This is a genomic window from Rahnella sp. BIGb0236 (genome assembly GCF_004364755.1).
Classification (GTDB): domain Bacteria; phylum Pseudomonadota; class Gammaproteobacteria; order Enterobacterales; family Enterobacteriaceae; genus Rahnella; species Rahnella victoriana.
In genome coordinates this window covers 100056-117995 of sequence record NZ_SOAO01000001.1, presented here as the reverse complement: position 1 = coordinate 117995, position 17940 = coordinate 100056, and the positions used below count along the sequence as shown (strand labels likewise).

Here is a 17940-nt window from a genome sequence, read left to right as displayed (position 1 = left end):
AACAATTCCCCAATTCTTTATGAATAATCACATCCTACCATCAGGGAAAATCAACACAATTACTTTCAAATCATCAATAATTCATTCATTTTTTATACAACAGCCCCCCCGGCGACATTTCCTTCCTGAGCCTTTCAGATAGAACCTGCTGAACGATGCCCTGCAGCTGTTTGGCAGTATTTGTCGTATCACTGATGCTGGTTTCACCCGCAGCTGACTGTTGGTCGATGGTCACCGGCGCATAAACGCTAATGCCGGAAGATCCAAATCTTCCCCCACCCAACTCTGAATTACCAACATAGCCACCCGTTGCATACCCTTTCATCAAGCGATAAAGATTGGCTATGCCCAGACGGCTGGTCGCCTCCTTGGTGAAAACGAACTCTCCGCCGTGAACGATGCCTTTAGGTTCATACTTACCGCCGTGCCCGGTGTAGCCGCCCACGTCAAACTCCCGGATGTAGCCGCCGTTATAAGCCAGCTGTAAATTACTGTAGGCGCCCGAGGAAAAGGATGTGTTTGAGGAGGATTTGACACTGCCTCCACTTATCCATCCCATCGCAGACTGAATCGTATAGGCAACAATCAACCGGCTGATAACCTGACTGATCATTTTTAAAATTGAGACGCCAAACTCTTTAAAGCTCGCTTTACCGGTAGTCGTCAGACTTGTCAGGCTGTCAGCAAGACCATTGAATCCCGCCTGTGCGACCTGCTGAACAGAAGTGAAAACATCCGTTGCTGATTCGGCATATTCTGCCCAGCCCTGTTTCGCGCCAGCCACCCAGTTTGACCGCAAAGCGTCCTCTGCATCATACGTTTTCTGTTGTTCCTGCAGAACGCGTTGCTGGGCAGAGGGATTAAACACATAGGTTTCCTGCAGACGCTGCAAGGTGGCCGCGCGGTCAGCCTGACGAGAGGAAACCCCCTCCGCTTGGGCATCCAGTGCGGCGCGTTTTGCCGACTGCTGCTGGGCAAATTTATCGGCCTGATCGGAAAGCGCATTTAGACGTTGCTGGGCAACGACCTTATCGCCCAGCGCAGCCAGTTGCCTCTTGTACTCCAGCGTTTCATCTTTATGTGCCAGCAGGGATTTTTCCTGTGCAGACAATTGTCGGCTGCTTTCCGCCTGCTCGAGTACTGCGTACTGATTTTCGGTTTGCCACAGATCTTTGCGTTGCTGGCTGATAACATCGTTTACGCTCGCATGCTGCTGCAACACGTTCAACTGTGCCTGCAGAGACAGTAAATCGCCCTGGGCGCTGTCTTCTGCCCGGTCTCCCGCAGAAGTGGTGACCCGCGTTTTTTTCGGTTCTTGCCGTTTCTTGGCCTGCTCAACTTCTTTTTCACGCAGGACAATGAGTTTTTGCGCATTCGCGATAGCGGTAGCATCACCCGAGAAGGCAATTCTCCGCGACTGTTCCCTGGCGTCTTTGAGTTTAGCTTCAGCTCCTGCAACAGCATCCGTAGCCAGATATTCCTTATTTATCCATTCCACTGATTTCTGTGTTGCAAGGTTACCGTCTATCGTGGCTTTTGTGAGGTCCCCCCTTAACTGCTTCGCCTGCTCAAGAACGCCAACGATGGGATCAATAGCCCCCCCTAATGCGACGTTTTGCTTGCCTAAGTTCACACCCGAATAATAATTTCTGACAGCCACTTCCGCGTCGGTCCACGCATCCGGAATACCGAGAACCTTAAGTCGGTGCGCTTCGATCTGGGCATTGAGGCTGGTAAAGTCAGATGATCCTTTGTATTCACTGACCTTAGCTTTGGCGTCGAGATAACTGAATCCGACTGCAATCATTTTCTGCGTTGCTTCGTCAGCGCCATCTTTCGTGGTGATGAAGAGATCGGCGACACTTTTAATCGAGTCGCCAGACGAATCAGCAATAGCGCGAATATTTTGCGCCAGCTTTTCCGCAGCACTGCCACTTAACCCTAACGATCCCTGAATGATTTTGCTGGCTTCTGCAATCTCCTGCCGGCTTTTATATACAGCCATGCCAAGGCTACCAAAGACCACGGCGCCAACGCCGATCGCAGCATTCAGCGGGGTGATATATGTCAGCAGTATTTTGGCAACATTCGCGACTCCACCAAACGAATCTTTAATCTGCCCTCCCTGCTGAAGTAGAATTAGCCATGGGCTTTGGCCGCCCGCCAACTGGGTAGCAATATCGGTAAACTGTGCCGGCAACATACGCATGGCCGCTTTATATTGTCCGATAGAAATACCGGCCCGTTGTGCAGCAAGTTCCTGTTTAGAGAATGCCTGCTGGACCTGCGTCCCGGCTTTCGTCGAGTCCGCCCCTAAGCCGGTAAATTGCTTGCGGACATAACTAACCTGTTCATTAAATTTTGCGGCATCAACATCAAGGCTGACAACCAAATCACCCACGGGCTGGGCCATAGCGAACTCCTCCTGACAGACCTTCTGCGATAGCCATTAATTGTTCATCATCGAGATCCGGCTGCTCCTCCACCACATGAGGTTTTAGCAGACTGAAATGGCCCAGGTTAATATCGGTTTCCCCGCATACCAGCGACAAAATATTAAGGTTCAGCGCGGCGAAATGTGTATCAAGCAGCGCATCTTCGAAGTAATGGGACTCATAAAAGCGGTGCCATTCCTCCAGATCGCTGGAGGACATATCAGAAAGCATGGCGCGCCAGTCAGGTCGTTTGAACTCACGTGCCAGCTTCATGACAAAATCCTTTCCACGGGTTAGCGCTTTTCCGCTGTTTCCCCGGTATTGTCGGCGTTTTCAGATCCCTGAGTATCCTGTTCGTTTACCTGAAGGTTTTCGATCATGCCCGACAGCACCTTGACCTGAGTATCCGCCTTCCCGATGGCCTCTACCGGCCATGTGCTCATCACCTGTTGCTGGAGGTCTTGAATATCCGGCTTCGGTGACTCGCTGTGCCACAGTGACATGGCGACCACCATCGCACCCGCGCGGATATTCAGTTCTACAAGCGAGGCGGACAGGATTTGTTGGTCGGGTTCATCTTTGGGCAACGTTTTTTCCTGCGCGGCCAGATAATGCAACAGCTCGACGCGCTGCAGAGCCGACAGTTCGCAGAGCGTGGTTTTTGCCCCATTAAACTCAAACAGTTCCGTTTTTAAAAACATGCTCGCTCCGTTATGCCGCCGTGACGGTCAATGTGCAGATAGCTACTTTCTGGCCATTATTGGTCATCACGATGATTTGTGTAGTGCCCACTTTGAGGCCCTTCGCTGTGACTGTATTACCCGATACCGTCAGCGTGGCGACGGTCTGATCTGCAGACGCAACATTAAACGAGCCGTTTGTCGCCCCGTCAGGAAGAACCGCCACAGTTATCACCGCATTTTGTCCGACCACCACGCTGGTTGTTGACGGCGTGACGGTAACGCCGGTCACCGGTAAAGCGGCGGTCTGATTGCTTTCGGCCAAAGCAGGTTTGCCCGTATTGGTGATCTTTACCGTCCGGGTAATCACCTCTTTTACCGGGACCGCCTTACCTAGGCTACTGATCCAACCACGGAAGACATCGACAGCAGTATTGGGATAACGGATTTTGTACCCGCGCACCGTGCCATCGTAAAACCAGTTAACCAGATCCTGCTGGCCGCTTTCTCCTGGCTTCCAGGCCAGTGTAAAAGATGTGTCGCCGGAGGATTTAGCCCCCTGCGCTGTGCCGTTCCAGTCGGCGTCGGCATCATCGAGATATGTGTCGTCATAGGATTCGGCCGTCATTTCACCCGGCGTCAGCTCCTTGATTTTTGCCAGCCGTGTCCAGTCCTGATCCGATAACGGATTGGCATAGGGATCACCGCTGCCGGTGTAAATCCAGAGTGTTGTGCCCGCGCCTTTGGTCGGTTCGAGTTGTGTGGTCATAAATTCCTCACATTATGTAAGTCAGGGTGTAACGCAGGTCAGCGGAGCCCCACGTCGACATTTCATCATCGCGCTGATACTCATAGCCTTCGGGCGTGATGTTTTCGATAAGGTCTGAAAGTGCCGGGATGTCACCCACTACGGGGTAAATGTTTTGTTCCATCCACAGGTCGAGATCGGTGTCAGGACTCACCGCCTTAAGAAATACCTCGACGTGAAGCGTTGCCCGCCACTCATCTTCATCAAGGGTTTCGCCGGTGGGTTCAGCACCGGAAAGGTAGACAGCTACGGCAGGCAGGTCTTCAGCGGTAAGAAAACTTGGGCGACCGTCATACCAGGTGACGGAAGGATCGGTCACCGAAAGTTTCAGCGCATCCAGCACGGCTTTGCGGATTTTGGGGTGCTTTATCATCGTTTAATGATCAGCCTCAGTTGATTTTTCAGGGCGGAAGCCATTTCTTTCGGCATATCGCTTTGCATCAGGCGGTTTGTTTCCACCGTATAGGCGTTGGTCAGCGGCGTCGTCAGGGGGATTTTCACCACGTCAATCGGGTACCGGCTTTTCCCCGAGCGCTGGAGAACGTGCCAGCGTCCGTTGGCAAGCTGCTGAATAAAGGCGTCGCGGAACGTGAAGCGCCCGATTTTCAGCACGCTGCCCTGCCCGCGCACGTTGCCCTTACGACGGGAGATACGCATTTGCGCGGCCCCGAGCTTGATGGCGGGCAAGTTGCCCCGGTTGATTTTTAACGTGGCGACCGGTCGGTTCATCGTGGCCTTTTTCAGCTTTGCGCGCTGCATGACCAGCTTTCTCGGCACCTTCGTTTCCTTCGATACCGACGAACTGCTCCGGCTGATGGCCCGCCCCGCCACCCGGTTCACGGCCTGCGCCGAGGCGCGGGGAACGGCGGTCTTACTGATGTTGTTCAGATTACTGATCGCCTGTTCAAGCCCTTTGATGGTCATGTGCTCCCCTTTATTCCAGCCAGATTTGCGGCTTTCCGTTAAACACCTGATGGCGGGTGACGATGTAACTTTCGCCCTGATACATCACCTGATCGTTACGGTGAGGCCGGTAAGCGGCAGAAAAAATCACCACGGACAGGCCATCACCGCTGACCGGCCCCATTTCGGGCAAAAAGTGGCTTTCAACGCCGGTAAGCGCGGCGCCGTTAATCACCACGTCTCGCCCAAAGCGCGCGACGGTGGTGGCATCCATCCGCGCCGCCAGCGCATCGAACGGGTTAGGCATTGATTTTGACTTCAACGACGGTCGAGCCTGCACCGGCCTGTTCCCACGCGATCCCCGCCGCCACGGCATCCGCCGCCGCCAGCTGGATTTCCCCGTCCGCGATATACACTTTTGTCCCCGCCGGAATGGCGTCGGCGGAGACTTTCGGCAGCAGGAATACCCCTTCCGCCATGCCCGTACCGGTTTCATTCGGGGCAATATCCACCAGTGAGACAACGAGCAGGGAACCCAGCACCACGGGGGCGCCGCTCTCAATCACCGCCTGACCGGTATTGGTAATGGAAATGGTCTGCCCTTCCTGCACAAAATTCTTAGCCATAACAAAGCTCCATACGCCCCGCGAAGGGGCGAATTTTAGGTATAAAAAAAGCCCTTACGGGCGTGAAGGTAACGCGGGGAAATGTTACTGGCCGCTGGACTTGACCAGGCCGCGGTAATCCAGCGGCGCCACGCCGGCGTCGATGCGCACTTTCGTCGCGATGCCGTCGGTATTGAAGCCTTCCTGCTGGTCGATGTACGGCAGCTCGACCCCGTTCAGGTAAGCCACCTCGATGGTGTCCATGCCCTGCGCCGCCGCCAGATACCAGGCTTTCGCGCTGTTATCATCGAGGCGTGGCTCACCGATAACCGTCGCAAAGTTCTGGATCGGGTTGATGATGCCGGCGTTCACGTCAGCCCCTTTCACGCTGGCTGATTTGATCGTCTGGTTGGCGACCGTCTCAAGCGCGGTCGGCACCAGCAGGAAGGCTGGGCGAATGTTCAGGGTGCGCCCGGTGGTCGGCTCTTTCTGCACGCGCATCAGCTGGCGAGCCGCATCCAGAGTTGTGACGTCAATGGTGCCGGTTGCCAGGTTTTTGTGATCGCTGCTGAACAACGCCTTGCCGTCGGATAACTTCGGGTTGCCGGTGAGCACGGCGTAGACCAGATCGCCGATGGTGGCCTTCGCCGCGCGCCCCATTTTCATCGGCACGTCGGTCAGCTGGTTCAGATCGTCATTGATGATGGCCTGACGGGTAATGGAGAAGATTTCACCGTAGGTGGCCAGCGCAATGGTTTCGCTATTATCTGCGGTGGTCACGTATTTGTACTCCGCCCCTTCGCGCACCTTACGCAACGACGGGAAGCCGCCCATGCCGACGCGGTGTGCCGTTTTAAAGTCGGAGAGCTGCCCTTTCTTCGTCCAGGCTTCGAAGGTCTCTTCCGACTCTTCCCAGCCCTGCAGCAGGGACTTATTCGCCACGTCCAGCAGGATATTGCCGAAGTCAGAGGTGCTGTGGGTCAGGGAAAGGCCGACCATCTGCATCGGGTTGAACGCCCCCACGCTGACGCCGCGTTCGGTCAGCGACATGCGCGCATATTCGCGCAGCGTCATGCCATTGTAGACGTTGTCGTTTTGGCGGTCCTCATAGCCCGCGCGCGCCATCAGCGCCTGACGGATACCGTCGCCGGTAAAGTTACCGTTCCCTGCGTAGATGTGCGCATTGCCGCCGTTTTTATTCGACGGACTGGCGTCTTTGCCCAGCATGACCAGCAGCTTGTCCTTGGCCTGCTCGACCGTGCAGTCGATGTCTTCGATGCACGTCGCCTGCAATTCCTGATGGCGGCCGCCGAACATCGCGAACAGGTCTTTGATCCCCGTGACGCGCTGTTTCTGTGCCGCAATCACCTGATTACGAATGGTATTTTCATCCAGCGCGGCGGGGGCAGGAACAACCGGGGCAGCGGGCGGACTCTGCGGCGCCGGCGGGTTCTGGGTGGTCGCTTTCGGCTTAGTGATCATGTTTTTCAGTGCGTTTGGCATAGCGTCGAATTCCTCGATACGTTTTGAATTAATGCGGGCCATTGCCTGCACCGCGGTAGAGATCTGGTCGGCAAAACCGTGCTCAAGGCATTCCTGAGCGGTCATCCACGTTTCCTCACCCAGCATCAGGGAAAGTTCGTCGGAGGTTTTACCGGTTTTTTTGGCATAGGACGGGATCAGCACGGCCTCGACCTTATCCAGCAGGTCGGCGTAGTCGCGCATGTCGTTGGCGTCGCCGCCGGTGATCCCCCAGGGTTTGTGGATCATCATCATGGCATTTTCAGGCATGATGATGGGGTTGCCCACCATCGCAATCACCGATGCCATCGAGGCGGCAAGGCCGTCGATATACACGGTTTTGCTGGCCGTATGGCTGTTCAGCAGGTTGTAAATGGCAATGCCGTCAAAGACGTCGCCCCCCGGTGAATGGATATGCAGGTTGATATGGTCGAGGTCGCCCAGCGCTTTCATGCTGCTGGCAAACTGGCGGGCCGTCACGCCCCAGTAACCAATCTCGTCGTAAATATAAATATCGGCGGTCTTATCACCGCTGGCCTTCATGCGGAACCAGCTTTTATCGCCCGCCGAGGCTTTGGGTGACACACTCAGTTTATTTCTTGGATTCTTGCGCACTGGCTTCCCCTTTATCGTTTGCCGGATCCGTGTCGAAGACCAGATCTAACGCTTTATTTTCGTCGACTTCCGCCTTGCGGCGGCGTTTTACATCGCCCGGATTAGCGCCGCGCGCCCGGATCCAGTCACCTTCCGTTGCCGCCCCGCCGCGCAAAAGCACGCGCCACGAATTGGCCTCTTTCATTGGGTCAATCCACGGCATGACCGGTCCGCTGTACACGGCGTTAAACAGCGTCGCCGTGTCCACGTCGGGGGGCACGTTGATCACGCCCGCGGTGATGGCCATCTGCAACCAGCTGCGGTACATCGGGCGGGTCACGGCGGCGATAAACGCATCCTGAAGAATGCCGTACCCTTCAAAGGACTCGACCAGCTCCTGACGCTGGGAGCTGTAGGTACCGTTATAGTTGCGGGAGATGCTGGAAAAGCTGCTGCGGCTGCCGGCGGCCACAGCCCTGAGCTGACCGTTGCGGAACGTCTCAAGGTTAGGATTGGGACGGTCTGATTTAATCATCCCGATCTCTTCACCCGGCGCCAGCTCATCGAAAAGCATGCCGGGTTCGATGTTGAGCTCACGGGGACCTTTGTCATTACCTTCGTCGCCGTATGTCTGGCCGTCGCCTTTTTTCACGTACATGCCCAGCGCGGCGGCAATGCGGGCGGCGGTCAGCTCAGAATCTTCGTACTCCTTCAGCGCACTCAGGCGGATAAGGATGCCGGAGAGCAGGCTATTGCCGCGCACCTGATGAAGACGGCGCATGAATTTCAGGTGCATCATGCCGTCTGCGGCGATTTCTTTGGTGTTACCCAGCGCCACGCCGGAGGTCACCAGATTCTTATACACGACGTACTTTGTCGGGCATCCCCAGCTGTTGAGATAAATACCCTGGCAAATCCCCCTGCCGGTATCGCTCATCTCAAGCGGAATGTAATCCGGCTCCAGCGCCTCGACCCAGAAGGGGATGTTGGCCGTGGGCGTCAGTCCGGGTGCGGTCCCCCGAACCATTTGCCCGAAAACCTCGCCGTCGCGCAGCCAGGTTCGCGCCATCAGACGCTCAAGGACCGGGCGGGTAAACTGCCCGGTAACGTCGGGAGAAATAGACCACTCCGCCCACGCAGCACGTATTTGTTTGGACAGGTCATCGGCCACCAGCCCAGTTTTCAGGATAGGCTGAGGATCAACAACGATGCCCCGCGCGCCGACGATGCGCTCTTCCAGCTTATCCAGCAGGCCGATCACCAGATCGTGATTATTGTCTAGCCAGCGCGCCTGCTCGCGGATCGAACGTCCGGCGAACTGGGTAAGCTGGTTGGCATTGCGGTTTTCGCGCTTCGCCCGGTGCGTGCGCGTCGGTAATGCCGCCTCGTAGGCGTTTATTGCCACGCGTGAACGCAGGCGGGATGCCTTCCAGCCGGGTGAAAAAAGGCCAATTGCGTCATCAATCAGGCTCATCGCGGGAACCTCGCCAGCCGGTACTGCGGTCGCCCGCGCTGTGACGCCAGCAGCGTGCTGAGTCGTCGCTCCCAGACGTTTCGCCCCTTCTGGATTTCGCTCAGGTTCTCCATCGTCATGGACTGCCCGTTGAACGTGATGGATTTCCCCTGCAGAACGGCGCGCTCGGCGGTCATATACTGCTGGATCATGTCTTCAATATCGGCCTGATTCATACCCAGCCTCCTGATGTCGATGGCGCCCAGGCAGAAGGTTTATCCTCTGTCTTGGCGCGGGTTGGTTTCGGTTTTGGATGGTTACTGCGGGCTGGCAGGGCTGGCGGTTCTGACTGCGTGCTCGGTGTGGATTGTTCAATAGGCTGCGCCCACGAAGGCGGTTTTCCCCAGTTTATCCGCTCATATCCTCGCAAAATCACCAGTGCATGGGCATAAACCATCAGGTCGAACGCTTCATTGGCCCCCTTGCCCGGCTTAGTCCACTTCCCGTCAGCGCCCCGTTCTTCATAGGTCAGTTCGTCATAAAACCACTCCCCCAACCAGTCAGGAAAGTGGACGTAGTTAGCCCCCGGCGTATCGCGCTGAAGGGCGTTACTGATCCGGTCTTTGAGCATGTTGGTCTGCAGAAGGTAAAGCGGCACGTCACCGCGGGCCTCCGCCCGGCGGTTTGGTCGGTCGGTATTGTCCGGCAGTGACTTGGTGATCAGCTTGCTGCGGGTGGTGCTGTCCCCTTTGAAGAGATAAACGCGCTTGTGCACGCCATCGCGGCGGCATTGGCGCCAGAACTCATATGCATTGCCGGTGACACCGTCTTCACCGCCGGAGTCGACCGCCATCGCCAGCACGGGCAGAGAAACGTCCGGATTGCTGTTGAGTGGCCACTGCTTATCCAGCACGTCCGTGCGCAGCAAATCCCAGTCTTCCAGATAGCCAGCCGGGTCAATCGGCAAGCTTTCGCCGTTCGGCCCCGTGCGCATCGACTGTTTAATGTTGTATCGGTCAACGACCCAGCGCTCACCGTGGGCGCCATAGCCGATCACCTGCACAACGAACCGCCGGTTGCGTCCGCCCTGTACGTCAACGGTCGCCACCAGAAAACGCACCCCGTCAGGCACGGTGCGCTTGGTCACGGTCGAGGCGCGCGCCATCAGGGTTTCGGATTTGCGCTGCTCAACGCTGGACTGAGGGATATAAGGCAGACCCCAGTCAGTATTGATCACCGCTTTAAGGGTTTCTTCACTTCCGTTCGCCTCGTAGTCCTGCTGAGCGGACAGCAATTTGTAGACCAGCTGCGAAAGCGTTTGGTACGCCGCGGCGGGTCCCTCCATCCAGAATGACGCAATGCGCGATCGTCTGGCCGTTCCCGTGACAGTGCCATGACGGTCAATCTGTTCACCGTCGCGAAGCCAGACACCTTTCTGATTAAGTGCGCGCTTCTGCCCTGCTGTAATTTTTCCCCGGCAATGCGGACACTCTATGAATGCCGCCTCGCTGGCGACCACAGGGTCGGCAATATTCTGATAACCCTGCACTACGTCTTTCGCGGGCTGGAAGTGTTCGCCGCAGTGCGGACAAGGCCAGTACCAGCGTCGGCGATCGCCACGGTTATATAAAGAAAGAATGCCGGTGGTCGGCGGCGCCTCATGCAGTGAACTGCGGCGCCATTTGGTATCACGAATATCGCGACCCGGTGAGCTCTCCACCAGCGTCATGCCCGAAGACATAAATGTCGTCGTACGTTTTGAGGCCAGCGTAAAAGCGTCCCCCTCACCGTCAATATCTTCGGGGAATCGGTCATAGTCCGTCAGTGCAACGCACTTATAATCGGACGAGGACATAATATTAATAGAGGGCCAGCCGATTTTGAGGTAGTTCCCTGCCCGGAATGTCCGGTCGTATACGTTGTTATCATTACGGCGTGGGCTCAGGCGTTTAGCCACTTCAGGGCTGCTGCGAAAGGTCCGGTCAAGGCGCTTTTTGCTGTGCTCACGCGCCTTCTCTTCCGTCATCTGGATAAGCAACATATCCGAAGGGTCACAGACAACGTTGTAAACAATCCAGCCGTCGATCAGACCGATGGTTTTACCTGTTCGGGACGGACCGACGAAGATCACGGCGTCGTACTCGCGGGATGCCAGGCAGTTCATGGGGTCGACAACATACGGTGCCAAATTCGGATCCCAGGGAACGGAGTTTCCCGCCCCCATCGGCACGCGCATATATTGGCTGACCGCATCGGCAACCAGCATGCGCCGCGGTGCGCGAAGAATGCCCGGTACATCCCTCCGGATGCCACGCGCTGAAGCCCGCTTTGCCATCAGTCCTCCTCAGACGTGTCCTCCTCCGGTTCTGCATCAGTGACCTTCTGCGCAATCTGGTCACGCAGATCATCAATAATATTTTGTATACGCATCACGGCGGACGGCGGTAACGCACAATCTCGCTCGAGTACGTCCGGCAACGTTTCCAGCACCTGAACCACGGCTTTCGCCATCACTGAAAACTCTCTTGCCACATCTTCTGCAGGGATGAGCTGCCCCATGCTTTGTTCAAAGGTCAGACGCTCATTCTCGGCTTTCCAGTGCGCCAGCCGGTCGGACGGCGTCATTTCTGCCACGTCGCCAGAAACCGTCGGGATCATCAATTCGGTTAACACATCGGTGACGGAAAATAATTTCAGTTTCGCGTTACTGCCCGGTGCGGGGTCGACGTTTTTCAGGCGCGCCGCGACCGTCTGCCGATGCACACCGGTGATCCCTGCAAGTTGGTTGATGTTCAGTTTGAGCGAGGCGATTTCTTGGTCCATGATGGTGAACACTTTTTAAACGATTCGACATCTTTGCAATTTCGCATACTGCAAAATCAATAACCTGCACAGATGATGATGATGACCCTAGATCGCGAAAACTAGCCGTTTTCCGCGAGTCCGTCGCCCCGTGGCAAGGCCCCCTGTCGGGAGTACCTTTCATTGCTAATAGTTTCATTTGACACTATAATTCAGGACTGGCATTGCATTGTTACCCGAATTGCACACAGGCGCATATTGGTCACCATCAATAGTGACTTTCATAATGAAGCACCTTTTTATTGACATAAAAAAACCGCCCGTAGGCGGCCTATCTCATAATGCTATACGCCCATCAGGCCAGCGTATTTGCATAAGTTCAGAAATTCGAAACTGGACATCTTGGTTAGCATTCTGGGCTTCCTTCCAAATATCAACCTGATTTGCCACATCTCGACAGAAAATATCTATTTGGAGACTCAAACATCCATGAACCGAATTTCTATGAAGTAAACCTCCTCCCCCTGGTGGGGGGGTGAAAATAAACTTCCTTGTCCTGTCCTTGGTTTCGTGATTCATACCAGAATGCAAGCATGAACATCGAAATGAATAGCAGTCAGCACCGTTAAAACGTAAAGCCTCAGGCATTGTCTCAAGGTCATACAAAGGCTTCAGATGATCGTTGAACCATTTCCTATAGCGTGCCCTACTGCCGGCCATCGGGTTTTCTAAAGCTCCACATATATCTGGCATTGATAACGCCATAAACAAAGCCCCATACCAGTTGCTAGCTTGCAAGCTCGCTCTTATAGAATTAGTAAACTGTTCCATTTTAAAACCGATTAACAAGTTTGCTGAAAGCTTATCTTATTTTATAGAACGTTGTTTGACCACTTCCGCAATATAGCCCTGAAGATACTGGATCACTTGGTCGTCTCTGCTGGTAGACTCTCTGAGACTGAGAACAGCTGATCCACCTGCTGGCGTGAGGTCGATTTGTACTGCATCGCCCAGGCTGCCGGTGCCGGAAGTTGTGTCCCGGATGAGCTGGCTGGTGGCAAGGTTTGCTGCCGCGATCCGCACCCGGCGAGTACCAGCAGCGACATCAGCGCGCAAACGGTCATTCTTGGCCTGTTCATCTGCCATTTCCTTCGTGTGCTTAGCATCCAGCGCCGCCAGCGCGGCCTGTGCCGCTTCGGTTCGCTTCTGCTGGTTGGTCAGGTCAATCACTGCCTGATCGCTTTGTTTCTTCAACGCGGCGGTGTGGGCTTCATTGCGTTTGGAAACGTCGGCGTCCCAGCGCAGCCCTTCAATCCACCAGGCCAGCGCGGCGGCCAGCACAATGGCGACTGCCGTTTTCCAGTAAGCCTTCAGCAGAGCAGTAAACAGCGATGTTTCCACTAGGGGATCCTCAGATGCCTAATGCCTTTTTGGCGACAGCATATCGGGCCTGACGATCAGCCAGACCGTTGTCACCGCCGTTAATGCGTTTGGTCAGCCCCACAAAGTCGCCGGAGTCGGCAAAGCTGTTGCAGTTATTGGCCTTCCAGAACCAGCCCGCCGACCGCGCCGCGTATTCCGGCTGATGCAACAGATCTGGACTTCCGATCAAATCAAGACCCAGCGCGCGCCCACAGGCCAGGTAGTTATCGAGGAACGTGATTTGTTTCAGGCCACGACCATGGAATTTATAACCGTCTCCGGCGGCTTTATTACCGAACCTGCCTGCATAGACGAGGTTAGCAATAGCCTTCTGCCTTTCCATGGGCACATACGGCTCACCAATTTGCCGTCCGAGTTGTTGACGTTGAGAGTCTGTGAGCCGTTTTCCGAAGATTTTTAGACCTTCAACGGAATAGTCGAAAGACTCCCACAGCTTCTTAAAGCCACCAGACTCATGCCCAACCTGAGCAATAAATGCCGCCTGACGTGCTGGAGTAGAAATATCGAATTCAGCCATCGTTGATACCAGGTGCGGATACCAGCGCGTGGCTAAGTCGGCGCTAAGTGAAGCCGCCCGGGTAAATTGGTCTTTTGTCATTGCGGAAGTCTCAGGACTTTAATGATTTTCGCCACGTTGCCGCGCGTGACGAATAACGCGATGCAAATAACGACGTTCAGTAAGAAGATGGCTAAGCGCGTACCATCGTAATGATCGAACAGGAAGCGCAGCGGGACATGGCCGTAAATCAGGATCAGCAGGTAGGCCAGCCACGACGCCCAGCGGCGATGTGTGGCCCCATTCTTTCGAAAGAAGCTCAGCCGGATAACCACCAACGTACACACCACCACGTTCAGGATTACCAGCGGGTCATTTATTACCACTTTGCCCCCTCCACCGATCAATCAGTGATGTTGGGTTCTTTGCCCGGTTGCTGGCGAACGTAAGCAGTTGCACCGCCAGTGCGGAGATGATCACCGCTCCCAAGGCATCCAATGGTTTATCAGGGTAACTGAGCCAGACAGCCAGCTTAGCGCCAGCAACACCGGCACCGAGCAGGCCACACATGAATGAAACACCAAAATACGAAATGCGACGCCACGCTGACAGGTCAACGGCTGACGTGACGTAGAACACAGCGCCAGCAAAGGCACCGAACACCACGCCGTAATCCAGACCGGTGAACCAGCCGAAGACACCGACGGTGGCAAGCGCCGCTGAAGCAGCTGAAGCTGAAACCGGCTCGGACATTGATAAACCCCTTATCGCTGTAGGTGTCCTCACAACCGAATTGAGGGCATAAAAAACCGCATAAATGCTTCGGATGATGAATTAAAAAGAAATTTATGATAAATCAGTGCTAACAATACGAAAAATCTTAAAAAAGGAAGAGTCTATGAAAATCACTTGGGTTTTGGGTTTGGTTTTAATGAGTGCAACCCTGACTGGTCATGCAGAAGCCCAAAAAAGCTTTCCAGGTTGGACCTACTCAAATAGCACTGAGGATTCTGATTATTATGTCAAAGATCAATCGGGAAATTTGGAAAATGGCATCAGGTCTATGCTCGTTCAGAACGTTCCCAAGGCTAATAATAATGATAAAACAGTGAACTATAGAAAGTTCACAATTTTGGATAAGGACTGCCAAAACGGCTATGGTGCCGTCACTCTTTATACTCCTTCGGGAGAGTTCGTTGCTAAACTTGATTATGTTAAAGGTGGTAACAGTTTAGCTTCGGGCATGGCGGATATACTTTGTATGGTTAAGTTTGCGAAATAATATGTTCTTATTACGCCTCGCCTGCTCCAGGCTTTACCAGTTCATACTCCTCGACATTCAAATCCAGAAACAACAAAACCCCGCCAAAATGGGGTTTTGAGATTGTCTAAGCTTTGTGACTACGTGACCACTCTTAACACGTTACAACGTTTTTTGCGTACGCATTAGTGGTTTTATGAAAAATATTCTCTATATTAGTGTTACTGAAGAATATTTCACCCCTAACAAAATTTCTAACTAATAGTTTCAAGTTGGGATTATAAGAAAAACATTTATATACAAAGGATTTTTATGTCAACACAGCAAGAAGATATTGCTATCCACCATTTGGTGATGCATGTAATGAACAAAGAGCAACATGGGATCCCAGAGCTTCTTCCCTCTCCTAATGAGAAGGCAGTACGTGAAGCCTCAAGGCGGTTAATTAATGATATTACTGCCAAGTACTCTGGCCGGGCAGGCAAAGGGTATGGGCGCTTTGAAGATGATCGCGATAGCTATCCTATGGGAAACATAGCAAGCGATTACTTTGTCTCTAAAACGCAAGATTTCTATAACATAAGTGTGCGAATGCTAAACCATTTAGGAGACAGAGCAAATAGTGAACAAATGTCTACAGGTGGTTTTGTGCTAATCGCTCATATTGAAATAGCAGAACATCATTACCTTTTAGTAGCATTGCTGACTGCCACACTCGGCTCAATTGTAAAAGACTTCGATGTGGAAGATAGTGAGTATTTGGATATTTCAAAACTACGAGTTGCAGGAAGGATTGACCTAACCTCTTGGCAGGATGAAAAAGAAAGATATATAAGTTTCTTAAAAGGGCAAAATACTGTTTCTGCATATTTTAAAAAATTCCTGGGTTGTAATGACATACTCATTGCAAAAAAAGAAACTGAAAAATTAAGGGATGCACTTAGAGAATTTGTCAGCGAGAATAATATCGAAGGTGACGAAAGGGAAGAATTTTTAAACAACGCTCATAATCAATTACAGACTCTCAGCAAGGCTGGTACGCCTTTTGATATATTAACTTTTGCTAATGAACTCTGGCCTTCAGACCCAGAATTATTACTTGAAAAGTTATCGAATGAAGACCTTCAACTTTCAGATGGCTTTGTGCCAGATGGTAATGTTATTCGGGATCTGGTAAGCTTTAAGGGTAAATCACAACATTGGAGCTTGAAATTTGATAGGGAAGCTCTATTGGATGGGTCAGTAACCTATGATAAAGATCATGATCGCTTAATTTTATCTCAAATACCAGAACCGTTAAGAAAAGAACTACTATCAGAGACAGAAGAAAACGAAGAAGAAGATGAATAGAACCTTTGAGCATCTTGTTACATTATACAAAGATATTGTATTTGATTCAGATGCTTCTGAAGGTCATTTGCTGCTTAACTCTCAAGAAAAATGCGATATCCTAAATGATATCCTCCCTGAAAGCGGAGACTTTGGCGTTTCTCTTGAACAAGGCACTATTGCTTTGGGTGAAACGGTCTTACTCAATGTACGACCGCCTCGTTTCAATCTTGGTAAATTTTACCGAAAGTTTTCCGATTTTTTAGAAAACCCGAAAAACCGAATCAAAGAACCTAAACGATTTTATATTAGTGGCTTGGATTATTATAATAAAGATACTATCGAACCTGCTTCAATAAAAAAATATAAGCTTGTTCTTAAGTTAATAAACTTACTTAAAGAAAGTGCAGCTTATCTCGATGAAATAAATTGCGATCTGGTTTTTTTTGACTCTTCGGTATTGAAGATTCCTGTTATTTATGATGCTCATAATTTAGATTTATTAAACGTAGATATAGTAAACAAACTTTTCTCTATGTTCGCGGAGGACATGCACCGTGAGCAAAAATTAACAATTCTTGGTAATAGTATTAAGTCTCTTTGCGAGAACACACCCAAATCTTCCAGTTTCAACTATTTGCTCAATAACATTTCACAATTGAATGAACACTTTGAAAAAGGATATAAAGTTTTCGTATCTGGTTTTTCATATGAAAAAGTCGTTGATCAGTTAAGGACTGCGAAAGTTGAAGAGATGGGAAAGATCCACAAAACATTTTCAGATATACAGAATCATATTTTAGGCATTCCAGTTGCTACTGTAATAGTCGCAACTCAATTAAAACACACAACAACATTCGACGGTCAAGCTATCATTAATAGTGCAATAATGATCGGATGTATTGTATTTTGCTTCTTAGTGCTACTTGTTTTATGTAATCAGTGGCAGACGCTTAATGCAATCAAAGAAGAACTAAAATATAAGAAAAATCAGATAGATAGAGATTACAATGTGCTATCTGGGGATGTTAAAGGTACCTTTGAAAATTTATTCTCCAGATTAAGGCTGCAAAAGATTGCACTTTTCTCTGTTGGATTGATAATGATTACTGGAGGCGTGTTAACGTCCCTTGCATACTTATATTTCACTGATGCCGCCTTTTCAAAAATGCAGTATTTCATTCATATTTTAAAATTATGGCTATCTTAAGGCGTTGATATTTAATCAACGCCATTGATTAATTCAAATTCATAATATTTCAATCAAGCATGCACATCACACCATGAATAAAACCTTCTGCAGTTTGCATTTTTTTTCTAATCGTACCGTCTGAACACTTACGCCTTTTGGCAATTGTCCTGAGTGAAATATTAAATACATAATGAAGTATTACTAACTCGTATTCTTCTTTTTTATATTTCTTTAACTTAGAGACACACCCATCAATCATAATGCCTTCATCATCGCAGCATTGTAAACGTGACTTAGAAGTTTGTGGCAAAAGCCCTTTAAATCCTGCCGCAATAGGGGAAAAATCAACGCCACTATTATCGCTTGCTGCCCAAGCTCCCCAAAGTTCTAAAGTCTCATGAATATCACGCATTATTCT

The 17940-nt window shown here is 51.7% G+C and carries 22 protein-coding genes; 3 read left to right on the top strand and 19 right to left on the bottom strand.

Annotation, left to right across the window (positions count from 1 at the left end):
* Positions 1-85: 85 nt before the first annotated feature.
* The 18 genes from EDF78_RS00595 to EDF78_RS00510 form a co-directional block, all read right to left on the bottom strand.
* On the bottom strand, positions 86-2413 hold the full coding sequence (locus EDF78_RS00595) for a phage tail tape measure protein (protein ID WP_133822253.1): 2328 nt from the start codon (positions 2411-2413) through the stop codon (positions 86-88).
* On the bottom strand, positions 2394-2708 hold the full coding sequence (locus EDF78_RS00590; RefSeq protein ID WP_133822252.1) for a phage tail assembly protein T: 315 nt from the start codon (positions 2706-2708) through the stop codon (positions 2394-2396). The genes EDF78_RS00595 and EDF78_RS00590 overlap by 20 nt, the downstream gene beginning before the upstream one ends.
* A 20-nt stretch (positions 2709-2728) precedes the next feature.
* Positions 2729-3136: a phage minor tail protein G gene (locus tag EDF78_RS00585; protein WP_133822251.1), complete on the bottom strand. Its 408-nt coding sequence runs from the start codon at positions 3134-3136 to the stop codon at positions 2729-2731.
* 10 nt (positions 3137-3146) lie between these two features.
* The gene (locus EDF78_RS00580) at positions 3147-3884 is read right to left on the bottom strand and encodes a phage tail protein (protein WP_133822250.1); all 738 of its coding nucleotides are present in this window, start codon (positions 3882-3884) and stop codon (positions 3147-3149) included.
* 7 nt (positions 3885-3891) lie between these two features.
* Positions 3892-4296, bottom strand: a complete 405-nt coding sequence (locus tag EDF78_RS00575) for a phage minor tail U family protein (RefSeq protein WP_133822249.1) — start codon at positions 4294-4296, stop codon at positions 3892-3894.
* Positions 4293-4847 (bottom strand): phage tail protein, encoded by a 555-nt coding sequence (locus EDF78_RS00570; RefSeq protein WP_133822248.1) that lies wholly within the window; start codon positions 4845-4847, stop codon positions 4293-4295. The genes EDF78_RS00575 and EDF78_RS00570 overlap by 4 nt, the downstream gene beginning before the upstream one ends.
* Positions 4848-4857: 10 nt before the next feature.
* Positions 4858-5133, bottom strand: coding sequence for a DNA breaking-rejoining protein (locus EDF78_RS00565; protein WP_133822247.1), 276 nt, complete (start codon positions 5131-5133; stop codon positions 4858-4860).
* A complete protein-coding gene (locus tag EDF78_RS00560) occupies positions 5126-5452 on the bottom strand; it encodes a capsid cement protein (RefSeq protein ID WP_133822246.1) in 327 nt (108 codons plus the stop codon). Before EDF78_RS00560 ends, EDF78_RS00565 begins: the two co-directional genes overlap by 8 nt.
* Positions 5453-5536: 84 nt before the next feature.
* Positions 5537-7495 (bottom strand): ClpP-like prohead protease/major capsid protein fusion protein, encoded by a 1959-nt coding sequence (locus EDF78_RS00555; RefSeq protein ID WP_133822547.1) that lies wholly within the window; start codon positions 7493-7495, stop codon positions 5537-5539.
* Positions 7496-7544: 49 nt separating this feature from the next.
* Positions 7545-9020, bottom strand: coding sequence for a phage portal protein (locus EDF78_RS00550; protein ID WP_133822245.1), 1476 nt, complete (start codon positions 9018-9020; stop codon positions 7545-7547).
* Positions 9017-9235, bottom strand: coding sequence for a hypothetical protein (locus EDF78_RS00545; protein WP_112166080.1), 219 nt, complete (start codon positions 9233-9235; stop codon positions 9017-9019). The genes EDF78_RS00550 and EDF78_RS00545 overlap by 4 nt, the downstream gene beginning before the upstream one ends.
* Positions 9232-11334 carry a phage terminase large subunit family protein gene (locus EDF78_RS00540; protein WP_133822244.1) on the bottom strand — a complete coding sequence of 701 codons (2103 nt, stop codon included), beginning with the start codon at positions 11332-11334 and terminating at the stop codon, positions 9232-9234. The genes EDF78_RS00545 and EDF78_RS00540 overlap by 4 nt, the downstream gene beginning before the upstream one ends.
* A complete protein-coding gene (locus EDF78_RS00535; protein WP_112166076.1) occupies positions 11334-11822 on the bottom strand; it encodes a DUF1441 family protein in 489 nt (162 codons plus the stop codon). The genes EDF78_RS00540 and EDF78_RS00535 overlap by 1 nt, the downstream gene beginning before the upstream one ends.
* 315 nt (positions 11823-12137) lie before the next feature.
* Positions 12138-12632 (bottom strand): hypothetical protein, encoded by a 495-nt coding sequence (locus EDF78_RS00530; protein WP_133822243.1) that lies wholly within the window; start codon positions 12630-12632, stop codon positions 12138-12140.
* Positions 12633-12668: 36 nt separating this feature from the next.
* The gene (locus EDF78_RS00525) at positions 12669-13202 is read right to left on the bottom strand and encodes a lysis system i-spanin subunit Rz (protein WP_133822242.1); all 534 of its coding nucleotides are present in this window, start codon (positions 13200-13202) and stop codon (positions 12669-12671) included.
* Positions 13203-13212: 10 nt separating this feature from the next.
* On the bottom strand, positions 13213-13842 hold the full coding sequence (locus tag EDF78_RS00520; protein ID WP_133822241.1) for a glycoside hydrolase family 19 protein: 630 nt from the start codon (positions 13840-13842) through the stop codon (positions 13213-13215).
* Complete coding sequence (locus tag EDF78_RS00515; protein WP_133822240.1) at positions 13839-14126, bottom strand: phage holin family protein; 288 nt, start codon at positions 14124-14126, stop codon at positions 13839-13841. Before EDF78_RS00515 ends, EDF78_RS00520 begins: the two co-directional genes overlap by 4 nt.
* Positions 14113-14493 (bottom strand): phage holin family protein, encoded by a 381-nt coding sequence (locus tag EDF78_RS00510; RefSeq protein WP_131693179.1) that lies wholly within the window; start codon positions 14491-14493, stop codon positions 14113-14115. Before EDF78_RS00510 ends, EDF78_RS00515 begins: the two co-directional genes overlap by 14 nt.
* 145 nt (positions 14494-14638) lie before the next feature.
* On the opposite strand from EDF78_RS00510, the gene EDF78_RS00505 reads away from it, so the two are divergent.
* From EDF78_RS00505 to EDF78_RS00495, 3 genes are all read left to right on the top strand, one after another.
* Positions 14639-15022, top strand: a complete 384-nt coding sequence (locus EDF78_RS00505) for a hypothetical protein (RefSeq protein ID WP_119822322.1) — start codon at positions 14639-14641, stop codon at positions 15020-15022.
* A 291-nt stretch (positions 15023-15313) separates the two neighbouring features.
* Positions 15314-16351, top strand: coding sequence for a nucleoid-associated protein (locus EDF78_RS00500; RefSeq protein ID WP_133822239.1), 1038 nt, complete (start codon positions 15314-15316; stop codon positions 16349-16351).
* Entirely contained in the window at positions 16344-17540 is a 1197-nt protein-coding gene (locus tag EDF78_RS00495; protein ID WP_133822238.1) for a hypothetical protein, read from the top strand. The genes EDF78_RS00500 and EDF78_RS00495 overlap by 8 nt, the downstream gene beginning before the upstream one ends.
* Positions 17541-17589: 49 nt before the next feature.
* Here the strand turns inward: EDF78_RS00495 and EDF78_RS00490 are convergent, their stop codons facing one another.
* A complete protein-coding gene (locus tag EDF78_RS00490; RefSeq protein WP_133822237.1) occupies positions 17590-17934 on the bottom strand; it encodes an antiterminator Q family protein in 345 nt (114 codons plus the stop codon).
* Positions 17935-17940: the final 6 nt, after the last annotated feature.